Annotated in this window: 18 protein-coding genes and 4 pseudogenes; 17 read left to right on the top strand and 5 right to left on the bottom strand. The window is 69.1% G+C overall.

Annotated features, from left to right (window positions below):
- The first annotated feature begins 3 nt into the window (after positions 1–3).
- The 5 genes from JHN63_RS10975 (at position 4) to JHN63_RS10955 (ending at position 9,195) form a co-directional block, all read left to right on the top strand.
- A complete protein-coding gene (locus tag JHN63_RS10975) occupies positions 4–285 on the top strand; it encodes an FmdB family zinc ribbon protein (RefSeq protein ID WP_200679199.1) in 282 nt (93 codons plus the stop codon).
- Positions 286–331: 46 nt separating this feature from the next.
- Complete coding sequence (fmdA, locus tag JHN63_RS10970) at positions 332–1,579, top strand: formamidase (protein ID WP_200679197.1); 1,248 nt, start codon at positions 332–334, stop codon at positions 1,577–1,579.
- Positions 1,580–1,607: 28 nt separating this feature from the next.
- Positions 1,608–2,639, top strand: a complete 1,032-nt coding sequence (locus tag JHN63_RS10965) for an alpha/beta fold hydrolase (protein ID WP_200679195.1) — start codon at positions 1,608–1,610, stop codon at positions 2,637–2,639.
- A 2-nt stretch (positions 2,640–2,641) separates the two neighbouring features.
- Positions 2,642–3,226, top strand: a complete 585-nt coding sequence (locus tag JHN63_RS10960; RefSeq protein ID WP_200679193.1) for a DUF1097 domain-containing protein — start codon at positions 2,642–2,644, stop codon at positions 3,224–3,226.
- 821 nt (positions 3,227–4,047) lie between these two features.
- Complete coding sequence (locus JHN63_RS10955; protein ID WP_234476433.1) at positions 4,048–9,195, top strand: family 43 glycosylhydrolase; 5,148 nt, start codon at positions 4,048–4,050, stop codon at positions 9,193–9,195.
- 295 nt (positions 9,196–9,490) lie between these two features.
- On the opposite strand, the gene JHN63_RS10950 is transcribed toward JHN63_RS10955, so the two are convergent.
- Positions 9,491–10,219 carry a spermidine synthase gene (locus JHN63_RS10950; RefSeq protein ID WP_200679190.1) on the bottom strand — a complete coding sequence of 243 codons (729 nt, stop codon included), beginning with the start codon at positions 10,217–10,219 and terminating at the stop codon, positions 9,491–9,493.
- Between the two features lie 84 nt (positions 10,220–10,303).
- Here JHN63_RS10950 and JHN63_RS54610 point away from each other — a divergent pair, with 84 nt between their 5' ends.
- On the top strand, positions 10,304–10,999 hold the full coding sequence (locus JHN63_RS54610) for a PQQ-binding-like beta-propeller repeat protein (RefSeq protein ID WP_374222909.1): 696 nt from the start codon (positions 10,304–10,306) through the stop codon (positions 10,997–10,999).
- Here the strand turns inward: JHN63_RS54610 and JHN63_RS10940 are convergent.
- Entirely contained in the window at positions 10,942–13,962 is a 3,021-nt protein-coding gene (locus tag JHN63_RS10940; RefSeq protein ID WP_200679188.1) for a glycosyl hydrolase, read from the bottom strand. The genes JHN63_RS54610 and JHN63_RS10940 overlap by 58 nt on opposite strands.
- Before the next feature lie 1,524 nt (positions 13,963–15,486).
- Here JHN63_RS10940 and JHN63_RS10935 point away from each other — a divergent pair.
- Both JHN63_RS10935 and JHN63_RS10930 read left to right on the top strand, forming a co-directional pair.
- Positions 15,487–15,936: a spore-associated protein gene (locus JHN63_RS10935; RefSeq protein WP_200679187.1), complete on the top strand. Its 450-nt coding sequence runs from the start codon at positions 15,487–15,489 to the stop codon at positions 15,934–15,936.
- 296 nt (positions 15,937–16,232) lie between these two features.
- Positions 16,233–16,535 (top strand): annotated as a pseudogene (locus tag JHN63_RS10930) (IS30 family transposase); the annotation flags it as partial.
- 82 nt (positions 16,536–16,617) lie between these two features.
- Here the strand turns inward: JHN63_RS10930 and JHN63_RS10925 are convergent.
- Positions 16,618–17,133 carry a hypothetical protein gene (locus JHN63_RS10925; RefSeq protein ID WP_234476432.1) on the bottom strand — a complete coding sequence of 172 codons (516 nt, stop codon included), beginning with the start codon at positions 17,131–17,133 and terminating at the stop codon, positions 16,618–16,620.
- Between the two features lie 625 nt (positions 17,134–17,758).
- On the opposite strand from JHN63_RS10925, the pseudogene JHN63_RS54605 reads away from it, so the two are divergent.
- The 4 genes and pseudogenes from JHN63_RS54605 to JHN63_RS10905 form a co-directional block, all read left to right on the top strand.
- A pseudogene (locus JHN63_RS54605) lies at positions 17,759–17,938 on the top strand (transposase); the annotation flags it as partial.
- The gene (locus tag JHN63_RS10915; protein WP_234476431.1) at positions 17,916–18,740 is read left to right on the top strand and encodes an IS3 family transposase; all 825 of its coding nucleotides are present in this window, start codon (positions 17,916–17,918) and stop codon (positions 18,738–18,740) included. The pseudogene JHN63_RS54605 and the gene JHN63_RS10915, both read left to right, overlap by 23 nt.
- The gene (locus JHN63_RS54600; protein WP_200679184.1) at positions 18,683–18,961 is read left to right on the top strand and encodes an IS3 family transposase; all 279 of its coding nucleotides are present in this window, start codon (positions 18,683–18,685) and stop codon (positions 18,959–18,961) included. Before JHN63_RS10915 ends, JHN63_RS54600 begins: the two co-directional genes overlap by 58 nt.
- 198 nt (positions 18,962–19,159) lie before the next feature.
- Entirely contained in the window at positions 19,160–19,537 is a 378-nt protein-coding gene (locus JHN63_RS10905; RefSeq protein WP_200679182.1) for a hypothetical protein, read from the top strand.
- Between the two features lie 38 nt (positions 19,538–19,575).
- Here JHN63_RS10905 and JHN63_RS10900 read toward each other — a convergent pair whose 3' ends face one another.
- Positions 19,576–19,890, bottom strand: coding sequence for a hypothetical protein (locus JHN63_RS10900; RefSeq protein ID WP_200679180.1), 315 nt, complete (start codon positions 19,888–19,890; stop codon positions 19,576–19,578).
- A gap of 38 nt (positions 19,891–19,928) precedes the next feature.
- Here JHN63_RS10900 and JHN63_RS10895 point away from each other — a divergent pair.
- The 5 genes and pseudogenes from JHN63_RS10895 to JHN63_RS10875 all read left to right on the top strand — a co-directional run.
- Positions 19,929–20,546 (top strand): annotated as a pseudogene (locus JHN63_RS10895) (IS3 family transposase); the annotation flags it as partial.
- Positions 20,542–20,946: pseudogene (locus JHN63_RS10890) on the top strand (cation transporter); the annotation flags it as partial. The pseudogenes JHN63_RS10895 and JHN63_RS10890, both read left to right, overlap by 5 nt.
- A gap of 357 nt (positions 20,947–21,303) precedes the next feature.
- Positions 21,304–21,834 (top strand): hypothetical protein, encoded by a 531-nt coding sequence (locus JHN63_RS10885; protein WP_200679177.1) that lies wholly within the window; start codon positions 21,304–21,306, stop codon positions 21,832–21,834.
- Positions 21,835–22,161: 327 nt separating this feature from the next.
- Positions 22,162–22,920 carry a methyltransferase domain-containing protein gene (locus JHN63_RS10880; RefSeq protein WP_200679175.1) on the top strand — a complete coding sequence of 253 codons (759 nt, stop codon included), beginning with the start codon at positions 22,162–22,164 and terminating at the stop codon, positions 22,918–22,920.
- Between the two features lie 761 nt (positions 22,921–23,681).
- A complete protein-coding gene (locus JHN63_RS10875) occupies positions 23,682–25,190 on the top strand; it encodes a cryptochrome/photolyase family protein (protein ID WP_200679173.1) in 1,509 nt (502 codons plus the stop codon).
- Between the two features lie 23 nt (positions 25,191–25,213).
- On the opposite strand, the gene JHN63_RS10870 is transcribed toward JHN63_RS10875, so the two are convergent.
- Positions 25,214–26,419, bottom strand: coding sequence for an NAD(P)/FAD-dependent oxidoreductase (locus tag JHN63_RS10870; RefSeq protein ID WP_200679171.1), 1,206 nt, complete (start codon positions 26,417–26,419; stop codon positions 25,214–25,216).
- Positions 26,420–26,458 lie beyond the last annotated feature (39 nt).

The raw sequence follows: 26,458 nt of genomic DNA, 5'->3' as shown, positions 1-26,458 counted from the left end.
TCCATGGCGACATACCAGTACCGCTGCCCGGGCTGCGGTCCCTTCGACGTGACCCGTCCGATGGGCCGTGCCCTTCCCGAAGAACAGTGCGCGACGTGCGGCCTCCACGGCCGCCGTGTCTTCAGCGCCCCGATGCTCCCCTGCACCTCCGCCCCTCTGGCACGAGCCCTCCAGTCCCAGGAGGCCAGCGCCCACGAACCGCGCGTCGTCACCGAGATCCCGCCGGCTCGCCGCCGCCCGACCACGGCCTCCGACCCCCGGCAAGCCCAACTGCCCAAGCCCTGAAGCCTGTTGCCCGAACCCCCAGCCACCTGCCCTTGGAGGCAGTCCTATGCCCGAAGTCGTCTTCAGCGTCGACCAGGCCATGTCCATGCGCGACCAGAAGGTCCCCGGCCACAACCGCTGGCACCCCGACGTCCCGCCCGCCGTCACCGTGAAGCCGGGCTCGGAGTTCCGCATCGAGTGCCGGGACTGGACCGACAACCAGATCGGCAACAACGACTCGGCCAACGACGTACGCGACGTCGACCTCAGCCACGCCCACATGCTCAGCGGGCCCATCGCGGTGGAGGGCGCTGAGCCCGGCGACCTGCTCGTCGTCGACATCCTTGACCTGGGCCCCGTACCGCAGTCGCAGGGCGAGGGCTCCGGGCAGGGCTGGGGCTACACCGGCGTCTTCGCCAAGGACAACGGCGGCGGCTTCCTCACCGACCGCTTCCCCGACTCGTACAAGGCGGTCTGGGACTTCCACGGCCAGCAGGCCACCTCACGCCACATCCCCGGCGTCCGCTACACCGGAATCACCCACCCCGGGCTTTTCGGCACCGCGCCCTCCGCCGAACTGCTGGCCCGCTGGAACGCCCGCGAGCAGGCCCTCATCGACACCGACCCGCACCGAGTGCCGGCGCTCGCCCTGCCGCCGCTGGCCGAGAACGCGCTGGCCGGGACAGCGAGCGGCGAGGCCGCTTCCCGTATCGCCGCCGAGGGTGCCCGCACGGTCCCGGCCCGCGAGAACGGTGGCAACCACGACATCAAGAACTTCACCCGCGGTTCCCGGGTCTTCTACCCCGTCCTCGTCCCCGGTGCCCTGCTCTCCGGCGGCGACCTGCACTTCAGCCAGGGCGACGGTGAGATCACCTTCTGCGGCGCCATCGAGATGGGCGGCTACATCGACCTGCACGTCGACCTCATCAAGGGCGGCATGGAGAAGTACGGGGTCACCACCAACCCGATCTTCATGCCCGGCAACGTCGCACCGCAGTACACCGAGTTCATCTCGTTCGTCGGCATCTCCGTCGACCACGACACGGACACCAACCACTACCTCGACGCGACGATGGCCTACCGCAACGCCTGCCTCAACGCCGTCGACTACCTCACCACCTTCGGTTACAGCGGCGAACAGGCCTACCTCCTGCTCGGCTCGGCCCCGATCGAGGGCCGGATCAGCGGCGTCGTCGACATCCCGAACGCGTGCAGCACCCTCTACCTCCCCACCGCGATCTTCGACTTCGACATCCGGCCGACCGCCGAAGGCCCGCGCAAAGCCGACCGCGGCCAGTGCGCCGTCACCTCGTAACCCCCCTCCAGGAAAGCGAGTTCCACTCATGCGCGACCATCTCACCTTCCAGCTGGGCGACTTCACCACCCGGCACGGCGCCACCCTGCGCGGCGCCACCCTCGCCTACACCACCTACGGCGAACTCAATGCCGACAAGTCCAACGTGATCGTCTACCCCACGTGGTACTCCGGGCGCCACTGGGACAACGAATGGCTCATCGGCCCCGGCATGGCCCTGGACCCCGAGCACTACTTCATCATCGTCCCCAACATGCTCGGCAACGGCCTGTCCACCTCACCGAGCAACACCCCACCGCCGTACGACCGCGCCCGCTTCCCGCACATCACGGTGTACGACCAGATCGAGGCCCAGCACAAGCTGGTCACCGAGGAGTTCGGCATCGAGAAGATCGCTCTCGTGACCGGCTGGTCGATGGGCGCCGGGCAGACCTACCAGTGGGCCGTCAGCCACCCGGAGATGGTCGAGCGGATCGCCCCCTTCTGCGGCTCCCCGCGCACCAGCCTCCACAACAAGGTCTTCCTGGAGGGAGTCAAGGCCGCACTGACAGCCGACGTGGTCTACAACGGCGGCTGGTACGACGAGAAGTGGCCGACCACCGGACTGCGGGCGCTCGCCCGGGTGTACGCCGGCTGGGGCTTCTCGCAGGCGTTCTACTGGGAGAAGGAGTACGAGAAACTCGGCTACACCTCCCTGGAGGACTTCCTGGTCGGCTTCTGGGAGGGCTTCTTCCTCGACGGCCGCGACCCGAACAACCTCCTCACCATGCTCTGGACCTGGCAGAACGGCGACGTCGGCCTCACCCCCGGCTTCGACGGGGACACCGAGGCGGCGCTCGGCTCGATCCGGGCGACCACGCTCGACATGCCCGCCGAGAAGGACCTCTACTTCCCGCCGGAGGACGAGGCCTGGGCCGTCAGCCACATCCCCGGCGCCGAACTCCGCGTGATCCCCGGCATCTGGGGCCACTTCGCCGGCCACGGCAGCAACCCCAAGGACACCGAGTTCATCGACACGGGGCTGAAGGAACTGCTGGCCAAGCCCGGCGGATTGGCGTAACCATGCACATCGGACGCATCAGACTCCCGCACGAGGTCAGCGCCTCGATCGTCGCCTTCGCCACCGTCTTCCTGCTGATGAGCCCGCTCAGGATGCCGACCTGGGCCATCTTCATCACCTGGGCAGGAACATTCCTCCAGGGCGGTCCGAGCCGCTCCAACGCGCTCGCCATGGTCACCGCCACCACCACCGGGGCGGGATTCGGAGTGGTGGCCGTGCTCCTCAACCGCGAGACGGGCACGATGTTCGGCACCGGCGCGTTCGCCCAGACCCTCGCCCTGGCCGTGGTGATCTTCGTCGTCAACGGCACCCTGCTGGCGACCGGCCGGCTGAAGCCGTTCGCTCTCATCCCGGGCATGTTCTTCGGCTTCGCCTCCCTCTTCGCCACGTACTTCGGCGGCTTCGGCTACGACGCCGGCCACCTGGGTGCCGCCTTCGTCAGCGCCGCCGCGATGTGCGCCCTGGGCCCACTCTGCGCCACCCTCGGCCTACGGCTGATGCTCGCACCTCCACCCACCGCGCCCGAGCCCGTGGCGCAGTTCGGGGTGGAGGAGGTGACAGCCTCGGTCAACGAGGCGCCCGCCTGACACGACTGCTCGCGCACACCGCCTCGCAGGGCGGGCCGACCACCGGCCGCCCTGCGAAGGCTTGGGGCAAGCTCGACGCACTGGCGGCTGTTACGGCGAATCTCCACGCCGAGGACCAAACCCTCCGGAAAAGAGCGGAAGAGAGTCGACAAGCTGTCTACCCGGACGCCGGGGGTGCGGTTTCTGGCGGCGCGGTAGGTGCTCGTCATGCCTGCGCCCGCCTCGCACACCGGGTGAACCGATATCGCTTCACCTCACTCAGGACCAGGTCGGTCCTCGGCCCACCGATGTGGCCGGTGCCCCGAGACCGGCCGTCCGCCCGTCGCGAGGAGTCCCCGCGCCGCTTTCTCACCGTCTTCACCGCCACGCCAACGGGCCGCGCGACGCTCCCGCTCGACCTGCCGTCGGCGGACGCCAGAACGATCCGTGCCCGTTCAGCGGGCCGCCGATCCGGTCATCCCGCCCCCCGATCAGCTCCGCACGCTCGTCCTTGAACTGCGGATTTCCACGGAGGACGGGACCGGATGCGACATGCCAACAGGTCCACTTACCGACCCCGGAATCTCTTCCACGTCACGTTGGATCGTCCGACCGGCCGCACATGCGCTCTCGCCTCTTGACGCTGCACCACGGACCGTTTGACACTCTCGAAACACAACATCACATTGTCGAAATGCCGCACCGTCGGCCTTTCTCTGCCCCGATTGCCCGTGGAGGAAAAACCGCCGATGTCGCATCGATTTGTCATGTCTAGAGCAAGTTGGAGTGCGCCCCGGAGCGGGTCCCGGCGGCCCAGACTCGCAGCGGTTGCCCTCGCCGCGATGTGCATGACGCTGCTGCCGACCACCGCACACGCCACGAACCCGGCAGCCACCGCGGGCTCCTCGGAGATCACCGACGGCCTCGCCCTCTGGTACAAACTCGACGCGGCCTCCGGCCAACTGGCTGCCGACTCCTCGGGCCACGGCCGGGACGGCACCGTGAACGGCACCGCCGGCTGGAACGCCGGCGACGGCCTCACCCTCAACGGTTCCGACACCTACGTGAAGGTGCCGGACAACATCTTGAGCGGCATGAGCGCGATCACCGTGTCACTGGACGTGCAGATCGACGCCGCGCAGGCCAGTCCGTACTTCATCTACGGATTCGGCAACTCCAGCGGCTCCAACGGCAACGGCTATCTCTTCACCACCGGCAACACCTTCCGTACCTCCATCGCTTCCGGCAACTGGTCGACCGAGCAGACCACCGCGCCCGCCGCCTCGTACAACCTGCCGCGCACCGTGTGGAAGCACCTCTCCTACACGCAGACGGCCGGCGGCACCGGCGTGCTCTACGAGGACGGTGTGGAGGTCGCCCGCAACACCGCCGTCAGCATCACGCCGGGTTCGATCGGCGGCGGCACCACTACCGCCAACTTCATCGGCCGCTCCCTCTACTCCGGCGACAAGTACTTCAAGGGGAGGATCAAGGACTTCCGGGTCTACGACCGGGCGCTGGACGCCTCCGAGGTCGAGCAGTTGGCGCTGCCGATCGCCACGGACGGGGTCGCGCGGGACAAGGCCGCGCTGAGCCTCGGCGACGGCACCAGCGCCGTCGTGTCGGACCTGACGCTGCCCACCGCCGGTACGGCGGGCGGCAGTTCGATCAGCTGGTCCAGCGACGCGCCGTCCGTGGTGTCGGCGACCGGCGCCGTCACCCGCCCTGCGAGCGGTGAGCCCGATGGTCACGCGACGCTCACCGCGACGCTGAAGAAGGGCGCGGTGACCGACACCAAGTCCTTCGACATCACCGTGCTGGCGGACTTCGACGACCAGCACGCCGTGGACCTGGCCGCAGCCTCGCTGACCGTCCCGAACATCGACGACGTACGCGGGAATCTGACGCTGCCCGCGAACGGCGACTACTCGACCGAGGTCGAGTGGTCGTCCGCCGACCCGTCCGTCGTCTCCGCCGACGGGGTGGTCAACCGCCCGGCCGCGGGCGAGGGTTCGGCCGCCGTCGAGCTGACCGCGACCGTCAGGCGCAATGACGCATCCGCGACCCGCACGTTCACCGCCAAGGTGCCCGAACTCCCGGCGCCGGAAGCCAAGTCCGGCTACCTCTTCAGCTACTTCACCGGCGAGGGCACCGCCGACGGCGAGCAGGTCCACTTCGGCCTGAGCAAGGGCAACGACCCGCTGAAATGGCGGGAGATCAACAACGGCAACCCGGTGCTGACCTCGACTCTGGGCGAGAGGGGGTTGCGCGACCCGTTCATCATCCGCTCTCCCGAAGGCGACAAGTTCTACCAGATCGCCACCGACCTGCGGATCTACGGCAACGGCGACTGGGACGCCGCGCAACGCACCGGCAGCCGGGCGATCATGGTGTGGGAGTCGACCGACCTGGTGCACTGGACCGACCAGCGACTGGTGACGGTCTCGCCGAAGGAGGCCGGCAACACCTGGGCCCCGGAGGCCTATTACGACAAGTCCCTCGGCTCGTACGTCGTCTTCTGGGCGTCGAAAATCTACGACAACGAAGCGCACACCGGCGACACCTACAACCGCATGATGTACGCCACCACCCGTGACTTCCGCACCTTCAGTAAGCCCAAGGTGTGGATCGACCGCGGCTACTCGGTGATCGACTCCACAATGATCGAGCACGACGGCCAGTACTACCGCTTCTCCAAGGACGAGCGGAACAACACCTCCTCCTCCCCGAACAGCAAGTTCATCTTCGAGGAGAAGGCCGACTCGATCCTCGACACCGACTACGCCTCCGTGGCCGAGGGCATCGGCAAGGGCGCGATGAGCGCCGCCGAGGGACCGCTGGTCTTCAAGTCGAACACCGAGGAGAAGTGGTATCTCTTCCTCGACGAGTTCGGGGGCCGCGGCTACATACCGTTCGAGACGACCGACCTCGACTCGGGCGTCTGGACCCCGTCCACCGACTACTCGCTGCCGTCGTCGCCACGCCACGGGACCGTGCTGCCGGTCACCGAGGCCGAGTACAACCGGGTGCTGCGCGCTTACCAGCCCGACGAGCTGGTGGAGAGCGCCGAGGATGTGACGGTCTCCACCGCCATCGGCAGCGCGCCGGTGCTGCCCGCGACCGTCATCGCCGAGTACGCCGACGGCATCACCCGCCCCGTCGCCGTGACCTGGGACGACGTCCCGGCGTCGGCATACGGATCGGCCGGGACGTTCACCGTGAACGGCACCCTGCCGGACGGCGCCACACTCCACGTCCAGGCCCATGTCACGGTGTCCAAGGACGGCGGCACCGACATCCCGTCGGCACTGGTCCTGCGCTACGACTTCGACGAGACGTCAGGCAACGTCGTCCGGGACTCCAGCGGCCACGGCAACCACGGCACCTACGTCAACACCCCGGCCTTCGGAACTGGCGTGCACGGCGGTTCGTTCGTGATGAGCGGCGGCTCCAGCTCCTCCACCACCTCGCCGTACGTCAAGATCCCCAACGGCGTGCTGAAGGACACCGACAGTGTCACCGTCTCCACCTACGCCAAGTGGGATCCGACGTCGACGGCGGTCAACCAGTGGCTCTTCGGACTCGGCCCGAACAGCGACAAGTACCTCTTCGCGACACCGTCGAACGGCGGCGGGAGTCTCTACTCGGCTGTCACCACCGGAAGTTGGGGCGCCGAGTCGAAGCTGTCGGCGGGCTCGAAGCTCGCCGCCGGTGAGTGGAAACACATCACCGTCACCCTCAACGGCGCCACCGGGACCGCGGTCCTCTACCTCAACGGCGTGCAGGTGGCCAAAACCACCGGAGTGACCATCAAGCCGTCGGACCTCTACGACGCCTCGAAGGGCTACAGCGGCTACATCGGCAAGTCGCTGTACGCCGCCGACCCCTACTTCGCCGGCCAGGTGGACGACTTCCGGATCTACAACCGCGCACTGTCCGCGGCCGAGGTGCTGGAGCTGAGCGGCAACACCACCGGTATCGCCAGTGCCAGGCTGCCCGAGCTGAAGACCGACGCGATCGTCACCGACACCCAGAGCCGGATCGTACTGCCGGTCAAGGAAGGTACCGAACTCACCGCCCTGGCACCGGAGTTCACCCTGGCCAACGGTGCGACCATCAGCCCCGCCTCCGGCACGGTCCGGAACTTCACCAAGCCGGTCAGGTACACCGTCACCGGCTCGGACGGCGCGACCCGCGTCTGGACCGTACAAGCGATGGAAATGAAGAGCCCGGTGCTGCCCGGTCTCAACGCCGACCCGGACATCGTGGTCTTCGGCGACACCTTCTACATCTATCCGACCACCGACGGGTTCCCCGGCTGGAGCGGCACCCAGTTCAAGGCGTACTCCTCCACCGACCTGGTGCACTGGACGGACCACGGCGTCATCCTCGACCTGGGTCCGGACGTCTCCTGGGCCGACAGCCGGGCCTGGGCGCCGACGATCACCGAGAAGAACGGCAAGTACTACTTCTACTTCTGCGCCGACGCCAACATCGGCGTCGCCGTCTCGGACTCCCCGACCGGCCCGTTCAAGGACGCGCTCGGCAAACCCCTCCTCGCGGCGGGCACGTTCAGCGGCCAGATGATCGACCCGGCGGCCTTCACCGACGACGACGGGACGTCTTACCTCTACTTCGGCAACGGCGGCGCGTACGTCGTCCCGCTGAACGACGACATGATCTCCCTGGACACCTCCAAGGTCGCCACGATCACTCCCGACGGTTTCCGGGAGGGCGCGTTCACCATCAAGCGGCACGGTGTCTACTACTTCATGTGGTCGGAGAACGACACCGGTGACGAGAACTACCAGGTCGCGTACGCCACCGGCAGCTCGCCGATGGGCCCCTGGACCAAGCGCGGCGTGATCCTGTCCAAGGACCTGGCGCTCGGCATCAAGGGCACCGGCCATCACTCGGTGGTCCGGGTCCCCGGTACCGACGACTGGTACATCGCCTACCACCGGTTCGCCATCCCGGGCGGCGACGGCACCCACCGCGAAACCACCATCGACAAGCTGGAGTTCGACGCCGACGGCCTGATCAAGACGGTGGTCCCCACCCTCACCAGCATCAGGCCGGTGACCGTCGCGCATGCCGGCCCCGACGCCACTGGAGCGGAGGGCAGCGCCATCGCCCTCACCGGCGCCCTCTCGGGCGCGGACGCCACCCCGAAGTGGAGTGTTGCATCCGGCGCCCCGTGCACCATCGTCCGCGCCAGGACCCTCACCCCCGCCATCACCTGCACCGACAACGGCACCTACGAGGTCACCCTCACCGGCGGCCGCAGCAGCGACACCCTCACCGTCACCGTCACCAACGCGGCCCCGGTGATTCGCGACGCCACCGGACCCGCCAAGCCGGTATCGGTGGGCGCGAAGATCACCCTCACCACTCACTACACCGACCCGGGCAGCAGTGACACGCTCACCTGCTCGGTCGACTGGGCAGACGGCACAGCCCCGACGCCCTGCCGCGCGGGCCACACCTACCGCAAGGCCGGCATCTACCACCCGACCGTCACCGTCACCGACGACGACGGGGCCGCCACCTCCAGGACCCTCACCGACCTGGTCGTCTACGACCACATGGCCGGCTCGGCCGTGGGTAGCGGCACCTTCGCCTCGCCGACCGGCGCCTACCCCGCGTCCCCGCGGCTGACCGGAAAGGCAGCCTTCTCCTTCTCCCTCTCCTACGGCAGGAACGCCACCACCCCCACCGGCAGGGTCGCCTTCGACTTCAAGGCGGCGGGCCTCAAGTTCCGCTCCACGTCGTCCGATTGGCTGGTGGTCACCGGCTCCCGCGCCCGCTACCAGGGCTCCGGCACCCTCAACGGCGTCAAGGGCTACGGCGTCAGCATCACCGCCACCGACCACCCGGACACCTTCCTCATCAACGTGTGGAGGAAGTCCACCGGCGCCACCGTCTACGCCGGCCCCACCGCGGCACTCGCCTGCGGCATCACCATCGGCCACCACCCGGCGGCGCACTGACAGCCCCGGCCCCAGCCGCCGGACGGCCCTGCAGACCAGGTCCGTCCGGCGCGCGTGCGCTGTCGACCACTGAACTTGAACCCGTGCTGCCGGAGCTGACGTGCGTCAGATACGGGCCCCCGACCTGCTGCACCGGATGTCCGAGCGAGTCCCCGACGGTGGTCGGAGACGTTGAGGCTCCGCAGCCGGGGACCACCACGGCGAGGATGGCGAAGCCGTCGTCGCCGTGGGCTTCGAGCAGGCCGGCCCGCCGCTCGGTGTCGATCGCCTCCCCCGCTGCACGGACAGCCGGTCTTCAGGGCCTGTCCGGTGCCTTGCCGGCCAGGTAAACCGTGTTGGTCGAGGTACCGCCCTGTAGCGGGTTGTCGAAAGCGACGACATGGGCCGCTGTGTGGGCGAAGACCTCGGAGAGCGCGGAGGTGAACTGCGGGTCGGGCGGGTCGTTCGACCACAAGGCGAACACCCCGCCGGGGTGGAGGTGACCGGCGAGGGCGCGGAGCCCGGCGGGCTGGTAGAGCGCCGCGTGGCGTGGGTGGAGCACATGGCGCGGCGAGTGGTCGACGTCCAGCAGGATGGCGTGGAAGCGGCGGCCCGGCTCCGTGGGGTCGAGACCGCTCGGACCGGCGGCCAGTGCGAAGAAGTCTCCGTGCAGCAGTCGGCAGCGGGCGTCCGAGGTCAACCGGGCTCCGAGGGGCACCAAGCCCCGCTGATGCCAGTCGATGACTTCGGCGAGCGCGTCGATCACCGCCAGTGTCCGCACCCGTGGATCATCCAGGACGGCCTGGGCGGTGTAGCCGAGTCCGAGTCCGCCGACGGCTACGTCCAGTTCGGTGTCCGGCAGTATGGCCAGGGCGAGTTCCGTGAGCGCGATCTCGCCTGTGGTGAAGAGGCTGGACATCAGGAACTCGTCGCCAAGCTTTACCTCGTACACGTCATCCCCCGAGACCGGGTGGCGGCGCCGACGCAGACTGATCTCGCCGATGGGCGTCGGTCGCCAGTCGATCTCCTCGAAGCGCAGGCCCATCCGTTCACCTTTCTGACGTGCGTGGAGGCACGGTGTTGTCGCGCATCGAAACATACTCCGCCCCGGCGTGGGTGCCGGGCGCTGATGAGGCGACGGCCCGGTCGGGCGCCGCGACCGGCGACGTGCGGTTGGAAGTGGAGATCGCGCCGGTCGACGATGTGGCTACCGACGGCGGAGGACCACATCGTGTCGCCGCACACGCCGGCAGGATGTGGGCGGTGGACGGGGCCAGCGGCCGACCGGTGTGGAACGTCTTTCGGAAGCGTACATGTGGGTAACAACAAAGGCCTGGTCGCTATGGACGCGGCGACGGGAGAGGAACGCCGGCGGCTCTCCCCCGGAGGAGTTGTGTGGGCGAATCCCGCGGTGGCCGAGGGCATGGCGGTCAGCGGTTTCAGCGGCTGGTATCTGATCGCGGTGGACGCCGATACCGGTCAGGAGAGGTGGAGGCCCAGGACCCGCGGGGAGACGTACCGGGGGTCGGCGGCCACCGACGGCACGGTGTACGCGGGCAGTGTCGACGGGCGTCAGTGGGCGGTGGACGCGGCCACGGGCGAGGAACGCCGACGTCTGCAGACCGGTGGGGAGGTGTATTCGACGCCCGTGGTGGCGGACGGGACCGTGTATGTCGGCAGCCTGGACAATTTCCCTGTACGTGATTCACACCTGACGCCCGTGCGCACTTGTGATCTCCCCCTCTGTGAAAGCCCGGTCGAGGGCGGTCAGCTCACCTTCTGCTGCACGTACGGCGTGAGTCGGACCGGTCCGACCAGGCCGTAGGCCTGTCTCGCGGATGTGCCGAACACCGTGGGGTTGCTGATCCGCAGCCGGTTGAACAAGGGGGTGGCCACCTCGACCTCGATGACGTTGGCGCCGTGGCGCAGATGTCCGCCGAGGTCCACCACGGGGTTGAGCCGGTCGACGGGGCCGAGTTGTGTTCCGTTGACGCTGACCCGGCAGGTGTCGCTGACGTTGCCGAGGCGGAGCAACGCCCCCATGCCGGAGGTCCAGGTGGTCGGCAGGGTGACCGTTGTCCGGTAGCGGCCGATGCCGCCCACGTCGGCCAGTTCGGGGATCTGCGACCACGGCAGCAGGGCATCGAGGGCGAGGCTGTGCGTGACGATCGTGGTGGTGGTCGCGGTGGCACCGGGTTGCCAGTCGTCGACCGAGAGGGTCCACCGGTCGAGGGGGACGGATGCCGGCACCTCGGGGATCTCCGTGGTGACCTTGCGGCCCGTCGACAGGGTGGTGGTGCGGATACCGGCCGTGAAGGCTCGTACGGCCAGTGATCCGTCCGCGAAGAGCGCGGTGTCCGCGTCGGTCGCGACCGCGTGCGGACGACTCCCGGAGCGGTCCCCGAACAGCCCCGGGGCCCCCAGCGCCACGACGAGGGTCTCGCCCGGCTGGAGCGTCGCCCGGAAGGTGAACGCGTCGCGGTCCTGGGTGTACTGGGCGAGCCGGGTGACCCGCCCGCTCCAGGGGTCCAACAGGTAGGGCACCGCGCCGGCCCCCTTGCGGTGGGTGGCGCGCAGCGTGACGTCGTGGTCGATGAGGACGACGGCGGGCTTGACGGTCTCGGCGTGCTTGCCGTTGCACAGGTAGTAGAAGTCGGCGTCGTCGGTGACCCGGTGGGCGTTCAGCAGGGTCGACGGCACGGAGTAGACGGCGTCGGAGGTCACGCCGAGTTCGGCGAACGCCGCGCCGACCAGAGTCTTGTCGGTGATCTGACGCACGTTCGACAGAGCGAGCAACTGGGCGGTCAGAGAACGCAGTTCGGCCTGCTCCCCGGCGTCGGGGAGGCCCGGAGTGAGTGCCTGGTCGAAGGTGCCGAGGAGCACGGTGGGCAGGCCCGCACGCGCGAACTTCAGGAGTCTGCGGGCGTCGGCGACGGCCAACGTGGGGTTGGAGCCGTAGAAGAAGTCGCCTTCGAGGAACAGGGCCTTGTAGGCGGGGCCGTCGGGTGCGAGGCGTCTGCCGGAGACCTTGGCGGTGGGCAGGTCGAGCAGGGGGCCGCTCAGGAACTGGTGGGTCCAGCCGAGCGGGACGCCCGTCGAGGTCAGCCAGGACGCGCCGATGCCGGTGGCCGTGTAGCCGGTCTGCCGGAAGACCGCGATGTCCGCGCGGACGGTGCCCGACTGGAGGACCTCGTGGACGCGGCCGAGGTAGGCGGTGATGTCGGGCACGTGGTGCCAGGTCGGCTGCCTCGGCCCCCACGACTCGCCGTATCCTGGGGCGCCGCTGTACGGGCTGAACGCGGCGAAGCCGGGCCAGCTGACGCCCGGTGCGGTGGCGTAGGAGAAGCCGTGGATCACGGTCTGGTTGACGCCCGCCGCGTACGCGCCGCCCATGGTGCGCAGGAACTTGTCCCAGGTGGTGTTGTAGGCGCCGCCCGCGTACGCGCCTGCCTCGCAGGACAGGATGCGATGACCGGCCATGTCCCGTCCGCCCGCCAGACAGCGGTAGTCGTCGAGGTTCTTGAAGCCGAGCGACTCGCCCTCGGGGACGTCGAGAACGGCCGCCGAGGCGATGGCGTCGGTCTGGAGACCGTACGGCTGGGAACGCATCTTCATGCCGTGTCCGTGCGCCCAGGACGTGAGCGCGCCGAGGTGGTGCTTGTTGAACAGGCCGGAGACGGTCTCCCAGAAGTCGTGCCGGATCTCCTGGCTGAGCCGCGCCTCGAAGGCGAAGATCTGGTTGCCGTTGTCGAGGACGACGGCCGGCAGATACGGCAGCAGGTCGCGTCCGGTGTGCTCGCGGAAGGCCGCGGGCAGGCCGGACGTCCACTGCAGCCCTTTGGTCTCCAGCTCGACGGAGTCCTCGAAGAAGGTGCCGCCCGCCGATCTGAGGAGCTGACGGAGCGTGGAGTCCAGGATGGTGGAGTCCCAGTAGCGGGTGACGGCCGCGGTCCCCGCCGCGCTGAAGTGGTCGACGACATACGCGGCGGGGGAGGAGTGCGGCCCTGCTTCGGGTTGCTGGCCCGAACCCCGTTGCCAGTACGAGAGGATCACCCAGGTCGCCGAGTCGGGCGGCGTCCAGCTCAGACGGCCTCCCGACACCTGGCCGGTGAGGTCGGTGACGCTCTCGGCGTCCAGTCCGGTCGCCTTCCCGCTGGAGTAGGCGGTGTTGACGCGGGCGGCCTGCACGGCGACGAGCTTCTGCTGTGTGACACCCGACGCGGGCGCGTAGACGGAGGCCGGCACCGGACCGTCGTAGGCTGCGCCGCCGGTCAACGTGGCCTTGCCGTAGGCGAGTTCCTTCACCGCGGCGTCGTCGTCGGGGGTCAGTCCGGGCACGGCGACGGGCCAACTCGGGCCGAGGGTGAGGTCGATGGTCAGTCCGCGTCGGGCGGCTTGGCGCAGCGCGGCCGTCACACCGTCGCGCCAGGCCGGGCTGCCCCACCCGTGGCGGGTGGTGTCCAGCACGGAGGTGTCGGTGATGCTGTGGTGCACGGCCGCGATCTCGGCGCCGCCGAATCCCGCGTCGGCCATCCGGTCGACTTCCCGCGCGATCTCCACGGGGTCCACCAGCCCGTCCGGCCACCACCAACGGAACCTGGGCCGGACCGACTTGGCCGGCCGGGCGAACCAACTCGCCGTGGACGCGGCTGCGGTGGAGCGAACCGTTCCGGATGATGCGGCGGCGCTCGCCGTCGGACCGAGTGTCGCGAGGACGCCCGTCGTCAGAGCGGCCGCCATGACGGACCGGCGCGTCGCACCGCCACGCTGCGGGTGGGTTTCGTGCATGGTTCAGCCCCAATTTGTCGCGGGTGAACGGGTTATGAATCGTTTCAGTCACTGCAGATGCCGGAACCGTATTTGGCCTTCCGAGCTGAGGTCAATAGAAAGGACAACGATTCAAAGCGATGAGAGGAGAGAGGAGTTGGGGAATCGATGAGCCGCGGGACCTCGGTCCGGACCGGGCACTGGGCGGGGGCGGGCCGGTGTCCGTCGGGAGAGGCGGGGACGCCGTACCGGCGTCCTCGGCCACGGACGGCGCTCGACGGTGATCTCTGATGTCCCGCCGGTGAGGAATCGGATCATGTTCGTGTCTTCTCTGCCGCTGTGTACGTCATGGGGCAGGGGCAAGAGCACGTAGGCCGTTGGGCGTTGGGCGGGGTCCGTGACCCGCGCGATTTCCTGATTGGCCGGGTCTCCGTAGTTCCGGGCCTCAGTGCGTCGGTCAGGGGTGGTCACCGCCGGAGGCGAAGGGGGTGTCGATGTCCTCCGGGATCCAGAAGCAGATCTCCAGGGTCTTCAGCCACCGGTTGTGTCGCGTTCTCCTCTCTGTCCATAGGGTGCCGACGGCAGCCGTTGACAGGAGGAGGGCGCACCAGGCGGCCGGTAGCCGGTGGCACAGTCGACCAGCGCGGCAAGGGGAGCCGTGGCCAGCGAGGGCGCTAGGTTGCGCTGCATCATCGCCACCGCTTCCAACGGGCACAAGAAACGTCGGGACGGAGCCGAGGGCCTGCTTTCTGCAAGCCTGCCCGGGTTGGTCGTCGTCGAGTTCCAGTACGCGCCCACACCGGGCGGCGTAGACGTACAGCACCGCCGGAACCGGCGAGGCGGCGAGAGTGTCGTCGAGCTCGTGCTCGGTGACGGTGGGGACAGGTACGGCGCGTCCTTGAGATCCTTGGTGACGGGGAGCCCTTCACGGGCCGGGGGCGATCGTTCAGCGGCAGGGCGGCTGACGGTCGGCGTCCAAGTCCCCTTCGGGCGGCGGGTGGACGCTCACCTGCGTGGGCTGGCTGGCCAGGCGCGGGCGCGTGGGAACGGAGCAGCACTGTTCCGCGGCTGAAGGCCAGGTGGGCTCGACAGCGTCCCTTCGCTGCCTGGGGCGGCCCGGGGGATCACAGTTCAGATCGCTGAGCCAGACTTGAATGAACTCCTTCGACGCATAGTGCGCTGAGGGGTTGTGGCAAGAATGCGCCGACGTCCGCGCGTCGTCGTGCGGTCGGGCGGATCCGCGATGGCGGAGCGTCGGGCGCGGGCGGTCACAGGTTGCCCGGGCTGTTGCCTGGCGTTCCCGGCTTGCGATCTCCTCGGACGAAGACCGCACCTGTGACGGCGCGGACTGACCCGGTGCATGGACGGCTGGCCCGGGCGCCGCCGCAACCTCCCCGCCCGCCCAGGTCACGGCCAGTCAGCCGTGTTCCCGGTCTGCCCGGTCAAGTCGGCCGGATCGAGCGGGTGCGGGGTCACAACCCTGTAGGGCCGGCACGTGTCAGACCTGTCAGGAGTAAGGCACTCCTAAGGCCATAAGGGGGAAATATGAGATTCAGTCATTCCGTTCTCGCCGGTGCCGCGATAGCGGCCCTGACGGTCGGCGCAACGACCGTTCTGGCCGGCTCCGCCTCCGCAGCGCCGAACACCACTGCGCAGAAGGTCTGTGGAAGCAACTACAAGACCGTCAATTCCGCGCCCGTCGGCACGCAGGGCACCGTCTACCTGACCTACAACGCTTCCAACGGCAAGAACTGCGTCGCGACCATCCGCACCAACCCCGGCGCCGCGCGCGACATGGGCGCGTGGATCTACGTGTCCGACACCGATGAGTACGCCCAGGACGAGGGCGCGTACACGTCGTACGCCGGACCGGGCTATGTCCAGGGCAAGGCCCACTGCGTCGACTGGGGTGGCCACATCGACAACGTGTACGTCTACGTGACGGGCTCCAACTGCGCCGCGCTGAAGGAGCACCGGGTCACAACGGTCCGCTGACCCGCGAAGCGCTGCTGCGGTCCGGTCCGCTCCCGTCGTCCGGGGGTGGGCCGGATCCCGTCGCAGGCCCTGATGCCCGCCGTCCCCGCGTTGGCGAGGGCGGCCCCTGGCCGGAAGCGACGGAACCGTGCCTGTGACCGGGTCTCGCGCGCCCGCCGTTCCGCTTCCGCGACTCTGTCCGCGACCTGCGCGTCGCTCAGCCCGCGCCCTGGCGCCGGACCACTGCCCAAGCCACGTCCTCCACAGTCCACGTCACGGGCCGTCCTCCTGTGCCCACTCCAGGCCGAGCGCGGCCAGCTGAGCACGTCCGCGTCGCGCTCGTGCACGCCTTCACCGGACTGTCGGCCGAGTTGACACACTCGCAGACCTGGGATCAGGGCAGCGAAATGGGATGGCACGACGAGTTCACGCGCGGCACCAACATCCCGATCGGCTTCTGCGAGCCGGCCGGCCTCTGGCAGCGCGGCCCGAACGTCAACACCAACAGCCTGCTGCGGCAGTACTTCCCAAGGGGCACCGACCTGTCGATCCACAGTGCCGAAGATCTCGCCTGCGTCGCCGCTGAGCTCAACGACCGCCCCCGCAAGATCCTCGGCTGACAGACACCCGCCGAGTTCCTCAGCAAGCTCGTCGCAACACTGGAATGATCACGTGTTGCGCCGCTCACTGGAATTCGCCCGCCTACGCCGCCGCGTTGTAGGCGGCACGCGACCGGATTTCGCCGCCGGTCCGGCGCTGCGGGGCGCCCTGGGCGAACACCGTCAGACGCAGTACGAGGTAGCGGCCGATTCCGACGAGTGCGGTGGCCGACAGGTACACCGTCTGCTGCAGGACGAGTCCGGCGCCGGGGCGGAGCACGGTCAGCGCGCCGACCGCGGCGGACGTGACCAGCCAGCCGGCGGCGATGGTGGCCGCGCTCTTCAGGTGCCCGGCAAGGCCGGGCCGTCCGTGACCGAACGAGACGCGGGCGTGCAACTCGGTGGCGACCACGGTGGAGGCGACGGTAGTCAGCGCGTTCGCCGCCATCCACGGGATCCCCTGCGAAAGCAGGACCAGGGCCGCCGAGGCCGCCAGAGTGACCGCGCTGCCCAGCCCGGCGAAGCGCCCGAAGGCCGCCGCGTGCAGACGGACAAGTCGCAGGCCGTTCATGGTGATCCCCTTCCGGGCCGCTGCCCCTGGCGGGGCCGTCGTCTTCATGCCGCAGAGCGTGACCGACCCTCCATTCAGCGCGGTCTCAGCGCGGTCTCAGGGGGACCCGGAGGTGGTGAAACCGGTGTGGCGGTACGCCGCCCACCTCGGCCGTGAACGCCAGCTCAACGGGCTGGAGTTGGGTAGGGACCGCGAGCCGGCCATGCCCACTGGCTGAACGCGGTCACCGTCAGAACCGCCCCGCTCCGCCCCGCTCCGCTCCGACATCGGCAGAGCCAGAGGGCGCCGTAGGCCAGGTACGAAGCGGTCGTAGTCGAGGCCATGCGGTGCTGAAACGTCATGTCCCTGCCCGCAAACGAGTGGTTCACGGGCAGTGGCGGTATGCGGAGTGCGCTTCCTGCGTTGCACCCGCCGTGCCAGATCGTCCGTGCTGTTCGTCTGCCTGATGATTGCGGGCTGCGCGCCTGCATCGCTCGGAAACCCGAACTCGGGCACGTCAGGGAGCGGGACCTCTTTGACGGGTCCTTCGGGCGCCGGCGGGGCAGGTCGGGCTATCGCGGTGGGGGCGGGGTCTGAGGTTCCCCCGAGATGCGGGGTGTGTTGACAGAGGGGCAGATGCTTCTCATGAGAGGAACATCGATCATGGCCGCTCCCTGAAAGTACTCGCTGGAGTTTGCGTGAGCGTGCGGTGCGGATGTACCCCGCCTCCGACCCGAAGCCGCAGATCAAGAAGCTTGCTGTCGATCTCGGCGTGCATCCGGAGGCCCTGTGGGGCTGGATCCGGCAGGCCGAGGCGGACGCCGGCGAGCGGGATGACCGGCTGACCACTGATGAACGCGCCGACTCGCCGCGCCGCGCAAGGAGAACGTCCAGCTCAAACGGACCAACGACGTCCTGCGGACGGCCTCGACGGTTTTCGCGGCGCAGCTCGCCCCGACCCGGCCGAGGTGACGGCGCTCATCGACGAGCACCCGCACCTGGGAGTCGAGTGCGTACTGCGGGAACTGTCCATTGCCTCCTCGACGTACTACCACCGGCGTCGTGCCGAGCGCGAGCCGTGCGAACGCCGGCGCCGGGACGTGGGACTCACGGAGCAGATCAAGGAGATCCACGCCGACTCGGACGGGATCTACGGCTCGCCGCGCGTGCACGCCGTGCTCCAGCGCGAGGCCGGCATCGCGGGCATCAGCCCCCGCCGAAGCGCTTTCACACGCCGCGATCTCAAGGCCACGCTCGCCCCGGACCTGGTCGAGCGCGACTTCACCGCACCCGCCCCGAACCGGCTGTGGGTCACCGACCTCACGATGATCGCAACCGGTGAGGGGCCCTTGTGGCTGTCGGCGATCCGGGACGCGTTCTCACGCCGGGTGGTGGCCTGGGAGACCTCCGCCCGGGCGGACGCCGACCTGGTCCTGACCACCATCGAGTACGCCCTCGCCTCCCGCGAGGTCGAGCCCGGCGCGCTCGTCCACCATGCCGACCACGGCTGTCGGTACACGTCCGTGAAGCTGACAACTCGCCTGGTGCGGGCGGGAGTTCACGCGTCCATGGGCTCAGCCGGGGACTCGTACGACAACGCCCTCGCGGAGAACTGTGGATGCTCATCAGGACCGAATGCATCCGTGGGCGCGTCTTCGCCACCCGGGCCGAGGTGAACCTCGCGCTGTTCGAGTACATCGACGGCTTCTATAACTCCCCGGCGCATCCAGAAACGGCTCGGCTACCTCAGTCCAGTCGAGTTCGAGGAGAAGCACTACGCCGACCAGGCACCGGCCAAACGAACGAACCTGAAACCCCGTCAACCCGCCCTGACCAGCTGATCAGCACCTCCCGCACACCGGGGGAACCTCACTTCATCAACGTTGGCTTTCCCTGAGTTCTCTCACGGGACGCGTCGAAGGTGACCGTTTCGATCAGCATCGAAAGGGTGGCAGCCATGGGAGGAAGAGCCCATGGTGGTGGCCACCATTCGTGCGGTCTACGCGGCTGTCGACAGAGCTGACCGTGCCTTGCTCTGTCCTCCGGATTGATCCGGTGCCTCCGAGACTGCAGGCAATCTCCAGCAGGGGGAAACATGCGCAAGGTGATGAGCGCCGCCGCCGCGTTCGCGACCGCGGCCACGGCGGTGGTGTCGATAAGCGGCGCCGCCCAGGCAGCGCCCGCCGGCGACTCCACGGTGTACGGATGCAGGTCCGGCAACGTGTGTATCTGGCGCGAGGGCGTCGAACCCTTCAACGACCCGCACCCGACGGTCCAGTACTCCAGCTACGGCTACCACAATCTGAGCAACCAGTACGGGGACCATTGGGTCCTCAACAACCAGTACGGTGACGCCACCGCCAGCCTGTGCAAGAACTACGGCGGCACCAACTGCGTTGAGATCCTCTTTCAGGACGATTGGGGGTACGAGAACCTCACGCCGATCAACTCCATCACCCTCAACCGGCCGTAGCGCACCCTTCGCCATGGGTGAGCGACCGCCGGGCCGGCTCACACCGGTCCCGTTATCGCCACTGCGGTGAACTTGCCGATCAGGGTCAAGTGGTGCGGCTGATCGGTGAATACGAGGGATTCGATGGCGATGATCGTTGATTTGTTGTCGTCCAGGCGACCGGCTTGCACCAGAGACAGAGGTCCGGTCCCTGCGGAAGGCTGATCGCGTACATGGGCATCGGCCAGACGGATGCCCCACGGGATGATGGCGATGCGGTCGGTGAACCGGCGCCCGGTGAGGCGGTCGATGCGGTCGGCGAAGACGGAGGTCGGGGTGACGATCGCGGCGCTGGCGCCGGCGACTTCGAGCACGGCCTCGTGTTGCGCTCGGCCGCCATCACTTCGGGGCCGTGAGCGATGGAGATGATCGGGATGGTTCCGGCGGTGCGGCTGAACGCGAGGCTGAGAAGGTCACCACCACGGTGCCCGCGCCGGACGCGGCCCAGGTCCCCGACCTGCTGCAGCGCGACTTCACCGCGGGCGAACCGAACACCAAGTATGTCGGCGACATCACCTACTTGCCCGTCGGCTACGGCCAAGTCCCGTACCGGGCAACGGTGTTGGACCTCTACTCGAAGCGCCTGGCGGGCTGGACGGTCGCCGATCACATGCGCACCGAGCTGGTCACCGACGCGCTCGACGCCGCCGCCCGCACTCGCGGCGGTGACCTGGCCGGTGCGGTCTTCCACAGCGAGAACGGGGCCCAGTACGCCTCGAAGGACTTCGCGAAGGCATGTCGCGAACTCCGCGTGATCCGTTCTCGCGGAGAGGTCGGGACGAGCGCGGACGACGCCGCCGCGGAGAGCTTCAACGCGGCCCTGAAACGGGAAACCCTGCAAGGCCGGAAACGCTGGCCAGGAGTGCGCGAGGCCCGCCTCGCGGTCTTCCGCTGGATCGCCCGCTACAACACCAGGAGAAGGCATTCAGCGATCGGCCAGGTCGGCCCGATCGCCTTCGAACAGCGAACGGGCCCGCGCCCTGACCGGCACCGGCGATGCCGGGCACTCCACGCCCGGTATCGTGCCGGCCGCCCTCTCCCTGGCGATCATGCCGTTCCTGTCCGCCGCCCAACGCCGTGCCGGTCTCGAACTGGGCTCCGCCTCCGCCGTGGCCGACTCCAGGCAGACCCTGCTGTGCACCTACCTGTCGGCCGTCCTCCTCGTCGGCCTGCTCGCCAACTCCCTCTTCGGCTGGACCTGGGCCGACCCGATCGCGGCCCTGGTCATCGCCGCCGTCGCGGTCAAGGAGGGCCGCGAGGCATGGCACGGCGACAACTGCTGCGCTCCCACCGGCCTGACGGCGCTGAAGGAGGCCGACGGCGCAAAGGATTCCTGCGGTTGCGCCCACGGCTGCTCCTGCTGCGGATGAGCTGACCGCGTCACGTGCGCGTCACTTCCGCCTCCCCGACCAGTCGCGGGGTGCATCGTGGGCCCTTTCCTGCCGGACTCGTCCTGGAGGCCGCCGGGCAAGTCATGGTTGACCAGGGCGACCGCCTGGACGAACCGGGCGATCAGATGTCGTCGAGACGCGCTTGAAAGAGGGCGAGACCCGGGCCGACAGGACAGAAAACGTGACAAGTCGCGTACTAGGACCCATGATGTCTGATTGTTGGAGGGGGGAAGATTGCGCGTTTTCGCTGTGGGCCGCCGTGGCCACGTGCCACCTGCGGCGACGATGGCAGTCGCCCGCGCAGGGATGTTTTCCCTGCTCGGAACCATGGTCACGGTGATCGTGCATGACCTGGCCTTCGAATCGAACCCGTCTCGGCTCGTGAAGGCGCTGGCGGCCTGTTTCCTGTTCGTCGTGGCACTGCCCGGTGCCGGCAGCGGCAAGTCGCTCCGTACGCAAGTGCTGTTGGCGTTCGGCTGCCAGGCCGTCATCGGGTACTGGTTCGTCCTCGCCGACAGCTCGGTCGCATTCCGGGACCACGGACCGCTGCCGTCCTCTGTCCTCGCTGGGTGGCCCGTGGTGATCGGCCACATCCTGCTGGCCCTGCTCTGCGCGGTCCTGCTGCATGGACTCGACGACAGTGTGCGCCGCGTGCTGTACGCAGCCAGGAAGGAGTGGTGCGCGTTGCGCGCACTGCTGCGCAGGCTCCTGGTTCCTGGTCATATCGCATACAAAGCAACGGAGTCCGCGGCCGCCGGGCGCGTGGACTCCGGACCGACGCGGGCTCCCTCGTCATCAGCTCTGCTGGCCGGCGCAGTGGTCCGCCGCGGCCCGCCGCACCTACCCCTGCCGTACCCCGCCGCTTGATCCGTCACAGCGGCATCCGTACGGCTTCCGGTGTACTCACCCGTCCTCCTCGGGGACGGTTCTGTCCGCCATTCCGGCACGCGGGCTCCGCGCGAGTCCCGTGGCAGGGGGAAGTCCTTTGAACCGCATGTCACTTGCGACGCGAGCGATTGTGCCCGTCGTCGCCGCGGGCCGCATCGGCCCGTCCACCACAGCACATCCGAAGGTCCGAGGCCGTGTTGCTGCTCGGGTCCCAGCCGAGCGCGCCGGCGCTCGCTCAAGGCGTACGTACGAGTTGTGCACCGCGCAAGGCCGGGCGCCATTGGCGGCCCGGGAAGGAGTGGACCGATGACGGCAGCAGGCAGGGCGAAGTCCGGGGCGAAGCGGCTCCTGGAACGCACGGGGTTCCAACTCGTGCGCAGCACCATCCCTCAAGGCGGTGTCGACGATTTCATACCGTTCGAGCCGACGATGCGGGCAGCGCGAGCGGCCGGTCTGTCGGTGGGCGACTACATCGACGAGGTCATGAACGGGACCCCGGGGGCCACCCAGTCCACCGTCGACGAACTACGGACCCTCGGCGTCTTCGCCGCGGTACCGGACTCGGTGCTGGAGATCGGCCCCGGATCCGGGCGGTACCTGGAGAAGACGCTGAAGGAGTGCTCGCCGACCCGCTACGAGATCTACGAGACGGCGGAGCCCTGGGCCACCTACCTGGTGAACACCTTCGGAGTGGTCGCTCAACCGGTGACAGGATTCAGTCTCGACGCGACACCGGACGTCAGCGTCGACCTCGTCCAGGCGCACAAAGTCTTCAACACCCTGACCTTCCTCGGCACCTGCCGCTACTTCTTCGAAATGGCCCGCGTCACACGGCCGGGCGGGCGGATCGTCTTCGACGTCATGACGGAGACCTGCCTCGACCCGGAGGCGATGCGTGTCTGGGCGACGAAGGGCGGGACGGGTCACGACTCGTTCCCGGCCGCCATGCCCCGACGCACGTGCGTGGACCTCTTCGCGACGCTCGGCCTCACCCTTGAGGCCCACTTCCTGGCTCCCCTGGGCGTGGCGTCCACGGAAGTGCTCGTCTTCAAGAAGACGGCCTGACCTACGGCAGGCCCTTCTGCTTGCCGGCCGGCGGGGATGGGTCACGTGGAGTATCAGCGGCTCAGCGTGACGCGTCCCCGCCGACCCTCACCAGCGCCGCTGACACGCCACGAACCGAACTCGACGCACAGGCGATGAGATCCGTCACGGAGCCTGCGTCCAACGTCCCTCGACGCTCACGCAGTTGACTCCGGCGTACTCGGAAGGTCGCGCACGGGTCTCCCTGTCATCGCCGGTCAACTTTCAACCCGGCTCCAAGGTCAAGTCCGGATCACTGCCAGTCCGTCCGAACTGACGCGCAGACGGCCGGCCGGCCAACACTCCTGGTGTGAGTTCGCCTGGTTGGGCCGCCAAGATTCCGGGACCTCGCGCGCTTGGGCGTGGGACATCCTTTTAGACCTTGGGCCCGGCCGGCAGTGAGAAGGCGACGGGTCCATCCCGCCGGCCGCATCACGTACGCGCTGTCCAACCGGGCGCGCAACGGCTACGTCCTCGACCGGCAGGCGGGCGACGTGCCCGGCTGCTTTCTGAACCAGAGCCGTGCCACGATGCCGCCGCCCGGTGGCAGCGCCCCGGGGCCGCGCTCGTGCGGTGCCCGCGATTACGCCCAACGGCTGATCGGCTCGCTTTCCGTACCAGTCGACTCCGCTGCCTCCCGTACGTTGCTGCTGTGCCCAGCGGCTCCGCGATGGTTGCGGGAGCCGCGTGACACCGGCACGAGCCCGGACCTCCGCGCCGGCCCCTCACCTCACGGAGTGACCATGAACGACTGGCACTGGCTGTTCGGCGACCAGTTGGGCCCGCACTTCCTCGCGCCGGAAGAGGGCGGTCCCGCTCGCGACAGCAAGGTGGTGATGATCGAGGCCCGCTCGGTGTTCCGGCGCCGCCGCTTCCACCGCGCCAAGGCCCACCTGGTGCTCTCCGCGATGCGCCACCGGGCAGCCGAACTCGGCGACCGCGTCAGCTATGTCCGCGCCGACACCTACCGTGAAGGGCTGCGCGAGGCGGTCGGCGACAATCCGGTGACCGTTCATCACCCCACCTCACGCGCCGCTCTGGGACTGGTGCGTTCCCTGGAACAGGTACGGGTGCTTCCCGCGCGGGGCTTTCTCGTTCCTCAGGACGCCTTCCGTGTCTGGGCCGACGAGCACGGCGGAGGCGGGAGGCTGCGGCAGGAGGACTTCTACCGCTGGGCGCGCCGGGCGCTGGGCCTGCTCATGGACGGCGGCAGTCCGGCCGGCGGGCGATGGAACCACGATGAGGCCAACCGGGAACGCCCCCCTCGTGGTGTGCGCACCCTGGGCGCTCCCGCGCCCTACCGCCCCCGCGAGGACGACATCGACGCCGAGGTGCGCGCCGACCTCGACCGCTGGGAGCGCGAGGACGGCATCCGTTTCGTCGGCCGCGACGGACCCCGCCTCTTTCCCGCCACCCCAGGGGAGGCTCGTGCGGCGCTCCGCCGGTTCGTCGACCATCGGCTGGCCGGGTTCGGCCCGCACGAGGACGCCATGCTCGCCGCCGACCCGGTGATGAGCCACAGCCTGCTCTCCGCGTCGCTCAACCTCGGCCTTCTCGACCCGTGGGAGACGGTCGCCGCCGCGGAGGAGGCCTGGCGTGCCGGCCGGGCTCCTGTCAACAGCGTCGAGGGATTCGTCCGGCAGGTAGCCGGATGGCGTGAGTACGTGTGGCAGCTGTACTGGTACTTCGGCGAGGACTACCGGCACGAGAACGGACTGGGGCATCACACCGCGCTGCCCGAATGGTTCCTCGAACTCGACTCCGACGCGGTCACGGCCCGCTGTCTCGCCACGGTCCTCGCCCAGGTGCGGGACACGGGATGGACCCACCACATCCCGCGCCTGATGATCCTCGGCAGTCACGCCCTCCAGCGGGGCTGGGAGCCGAGCCAGGTCACCGACTGGTTCCACCGCTGCTTCGTCGACGGCTACGACTGGGTGATGCTGCCCAACGTCACCGGCATGTCCCAGTACGCCGACGGCGGTCGCATGACGACCAAGCCGTACACGTCGGGCGGCGCCTACATCCACCGTATGAGCGACCTCTGCGACGGCTGCGCCTACCGCCCCGGCGACCGCGCGGGGGAACGGGCCTGTCCTTTCACCACCGGATACTGGTCCTTCGCCCACCGCCATCGCGACCTGCTCGCCGCCAACCAGCGCACCGCCCGGGCCGTGCAGGGCCTGGACAGGCTCGGCAACCTGGACGAGGTGCTCGCCGCCGACCGGCGCTGGGACAAGCAGACGCCGTGAACCCGGTGCACGGACCGGCCGGTTCAGCCCAGGTCGGCGGCCACCTCCCGGGCGGCGCGCGCCCCTGAAGCGAGCGCACCCTGCACCGAGCCGGTGGCCCGGTGGTCACCGCAGACGTAGCGCCCGGCGGCCGTCCGGGTACGGCGGCTGAGGGGCAGACCCGGTTCCATGGCCGGCAGCGCTCCGGCCACCGTCCGGACGGTGAGCAGGCCCCAGTCCGCCGTGTCGGTCCCATAGCACTCGGCGAGCGCGTTGCGCGTCGCCCTTTCCCGTCCCTCGCTGTCGTCGCCGAGCACGGAAGTGGCGATCAGCGCGTACCCGCGCGGCGCGTAGCCGGTGTGGACCTCGCTCAGTACGACGCTGTTGGTGAAGCGTCGTCGCGTGTCCGTGAGGAGGGTCGGTTCGCGCAGCGGTGAGCGGGACGCGAGGTGGTAGTAGGTGGTCACCGTGCGGTGCGGCGGCACGGTCAACCCGGGCTCCAGCCGGGCCGCCGTGGCTGCGTCCGTGGCGACGACCACCGCTCGCGCGGGCACCGATCGGCCGTCAGAGTCCAGCACGCCCTCCTCGGTCAACGCCGTCACCGGCGATTCCAGCGCGACCGTCCCCGGAGGCAGTGCGGACGCCAGCGACTCGGGTACGGCACCCACACCCGCCGCGGGGAGACAGATCGTGCCGCGCGCCATGCTCCGCCACACCAGGTGGAAGAACCGGCTGGAGGTCGCCAGGTCCTCCTCCAGGAACACGCCCGACAGGAACGGACGGAAGAACCGTTCCACGAACCCCTCGCTGAAGCCCGCCGCCGCCAGCGCCCGCCGTGTGGACGTGTCGCGTGGCCGCCGAACCAGAGCCGCCGGGGCCAGCGCGTCGAAGCCGGTCAGCGAGGCCAGGGCCGCCAGATCGCGGGGCCCGGCCAGCCCGCCGACCGCACCACGCAGTGCCTGTCTCGGTGCGCGCGTCGGGTCGGCGAACCGCAGCCGCCGGCCGCCGTCGTGCACCAGCACCCCGGGTGTGAACGGCCGCAGCCGCAGCTCTCGCAGCGGCACACGGGCACGCACCTGCGGATACGCGGTGTTGAACACCTGGAACCCCCGGTCCACCACACAGCCCTCCACCCGGTCGCTGCGCATCCGGCCGCCGACCCGGTCCCCGGCCTCCAGCAGTCGTACCCGCAGCCCCCGCGCACACAGATCGCGCGTACAGGCCAGACCGGCCAGGCCGCCACCCACCACGACCGCGTCCCACCGCTGAGAGGGCGGTAAGTAACGTGT

The sequence above is a fragment of the Streptomyces sp. MBT65 genome (genome assembly GCF_016612545.1).
Taxonomy (GTDB): Bacteria; Actinomycetota; Actinomycetes; order Streptomycetales; family Streptomycetaceae; genus Streptomyces.
Note: the sequence above shows the minus strand (reverse complement) of the source record. Positions and strands in the feature narration are given on the sequence as shown.

Bases quoted from the DNA above. Each gene is read 5' to 3' on its own strand.
- JHN63_RS10975 (WP_200679199.1), top strand. From the start codon at position 4: ATGGCGACATACCAGTACCGCTGCCCGGGCTGCGGTCCCTTCGACGTG.
- fmdA (WP_200679197.1), top strand. From the start codon at position 332: ATGCCCGAAGTCGTCTTCAGCGTCGACCAGGCCATGTCCATGCGCGAC.
- JHN63_RS10965 (WP_200679195.1), top strand. From the start codon at position 1,608: ATGCGCGACCATCTCACCTTCCAGCTGGGCGACTTCACCACCCGGCAC.
- JHN63_RS10960 (WP_200679193.1), top strand. From the start codon at position 2,642: ATGCACATCGGACGCATCAGACTCCCGCACGAGGTCAGCGCCTCGATC.
- JHN63_RS10955 (WP_234476433.1), top strand. From the start codon at position 4,048: ATGTGCATGACGCTGCTGCCGACCACCGCACACGCCACGAACCCGGCA.
- JHN63_RS10950 (WP_200679190.1), bottom strand. From the start codon at position 10,219: ATGGGCCTGCGCTTCGAGGAGATCGACTGGCGACCGACGCCCATCGGC.
- JHN63_RS54610 (WP_374222909.1), top strand. From the start codon at position 10,304: ATGAGGCGACGGCCCGGTCGGGCGCCGCGACCGGCGACGTGCGGTTGG.
- JHN63_RS10940 (WP_200679188.1), bottom strand. From the start codon at position 13,962: ATGCACGAAACCCACCCGCAGCGTGGCGGTGCGACGCGCCGGTCCGTC.
- JHN63_RS10935 (WP_200679187.1), top strand. From the start codon at position 15,487: ATGAGATTCAGTCATTCCGTTCTCGCCGGTGCCGCGATAGCGGCCCTG.
- JHN63_RS10925 (WP_234476432.1), bottom strand. From the start codon at position 17,133: ATGAAGACGACGGCCCCGCCAGGGGCAGCGGCCCGGAAGGGGATCACC.
- JHN63_RS10915 (WP_234476431.1), top strand. From the start codon at position 17,916: ATGAACGCGCCGACTCGCCGCGCCGCGCAAGGAGAACGTCCAGCTCAA.
- JHN63_RS54600 (WP_200679184.1), top strand. From the start codon at position 18,683: ATGCTCATCAGGACCGAATGCATCCGTGGGCGCGTCTTCGCCACCCGG.
- JHN63_RS10905 (WP_200679182.1), top strand. From the start codon at position 19,160: ATGCGCAAGGTGATGAGCGCCGCCGCCGCGTTCGCGACCGCGGCCACG.
- JHN63_RS10880 (WP_200679175.1), top strand. From the start codon at position 22,162: ATGACGGCAGCAGGCAGGGCGAAGTCCGGGGCGAAGCGGCTCCTGGAA.
- JHN63_RS10875 (WP_200679173.1), top strand. From the start codon at position 23,682: ATGAACGACTGGCACTGGCTGTTCGGCGACCAGTTGGGCCCGCACTTC.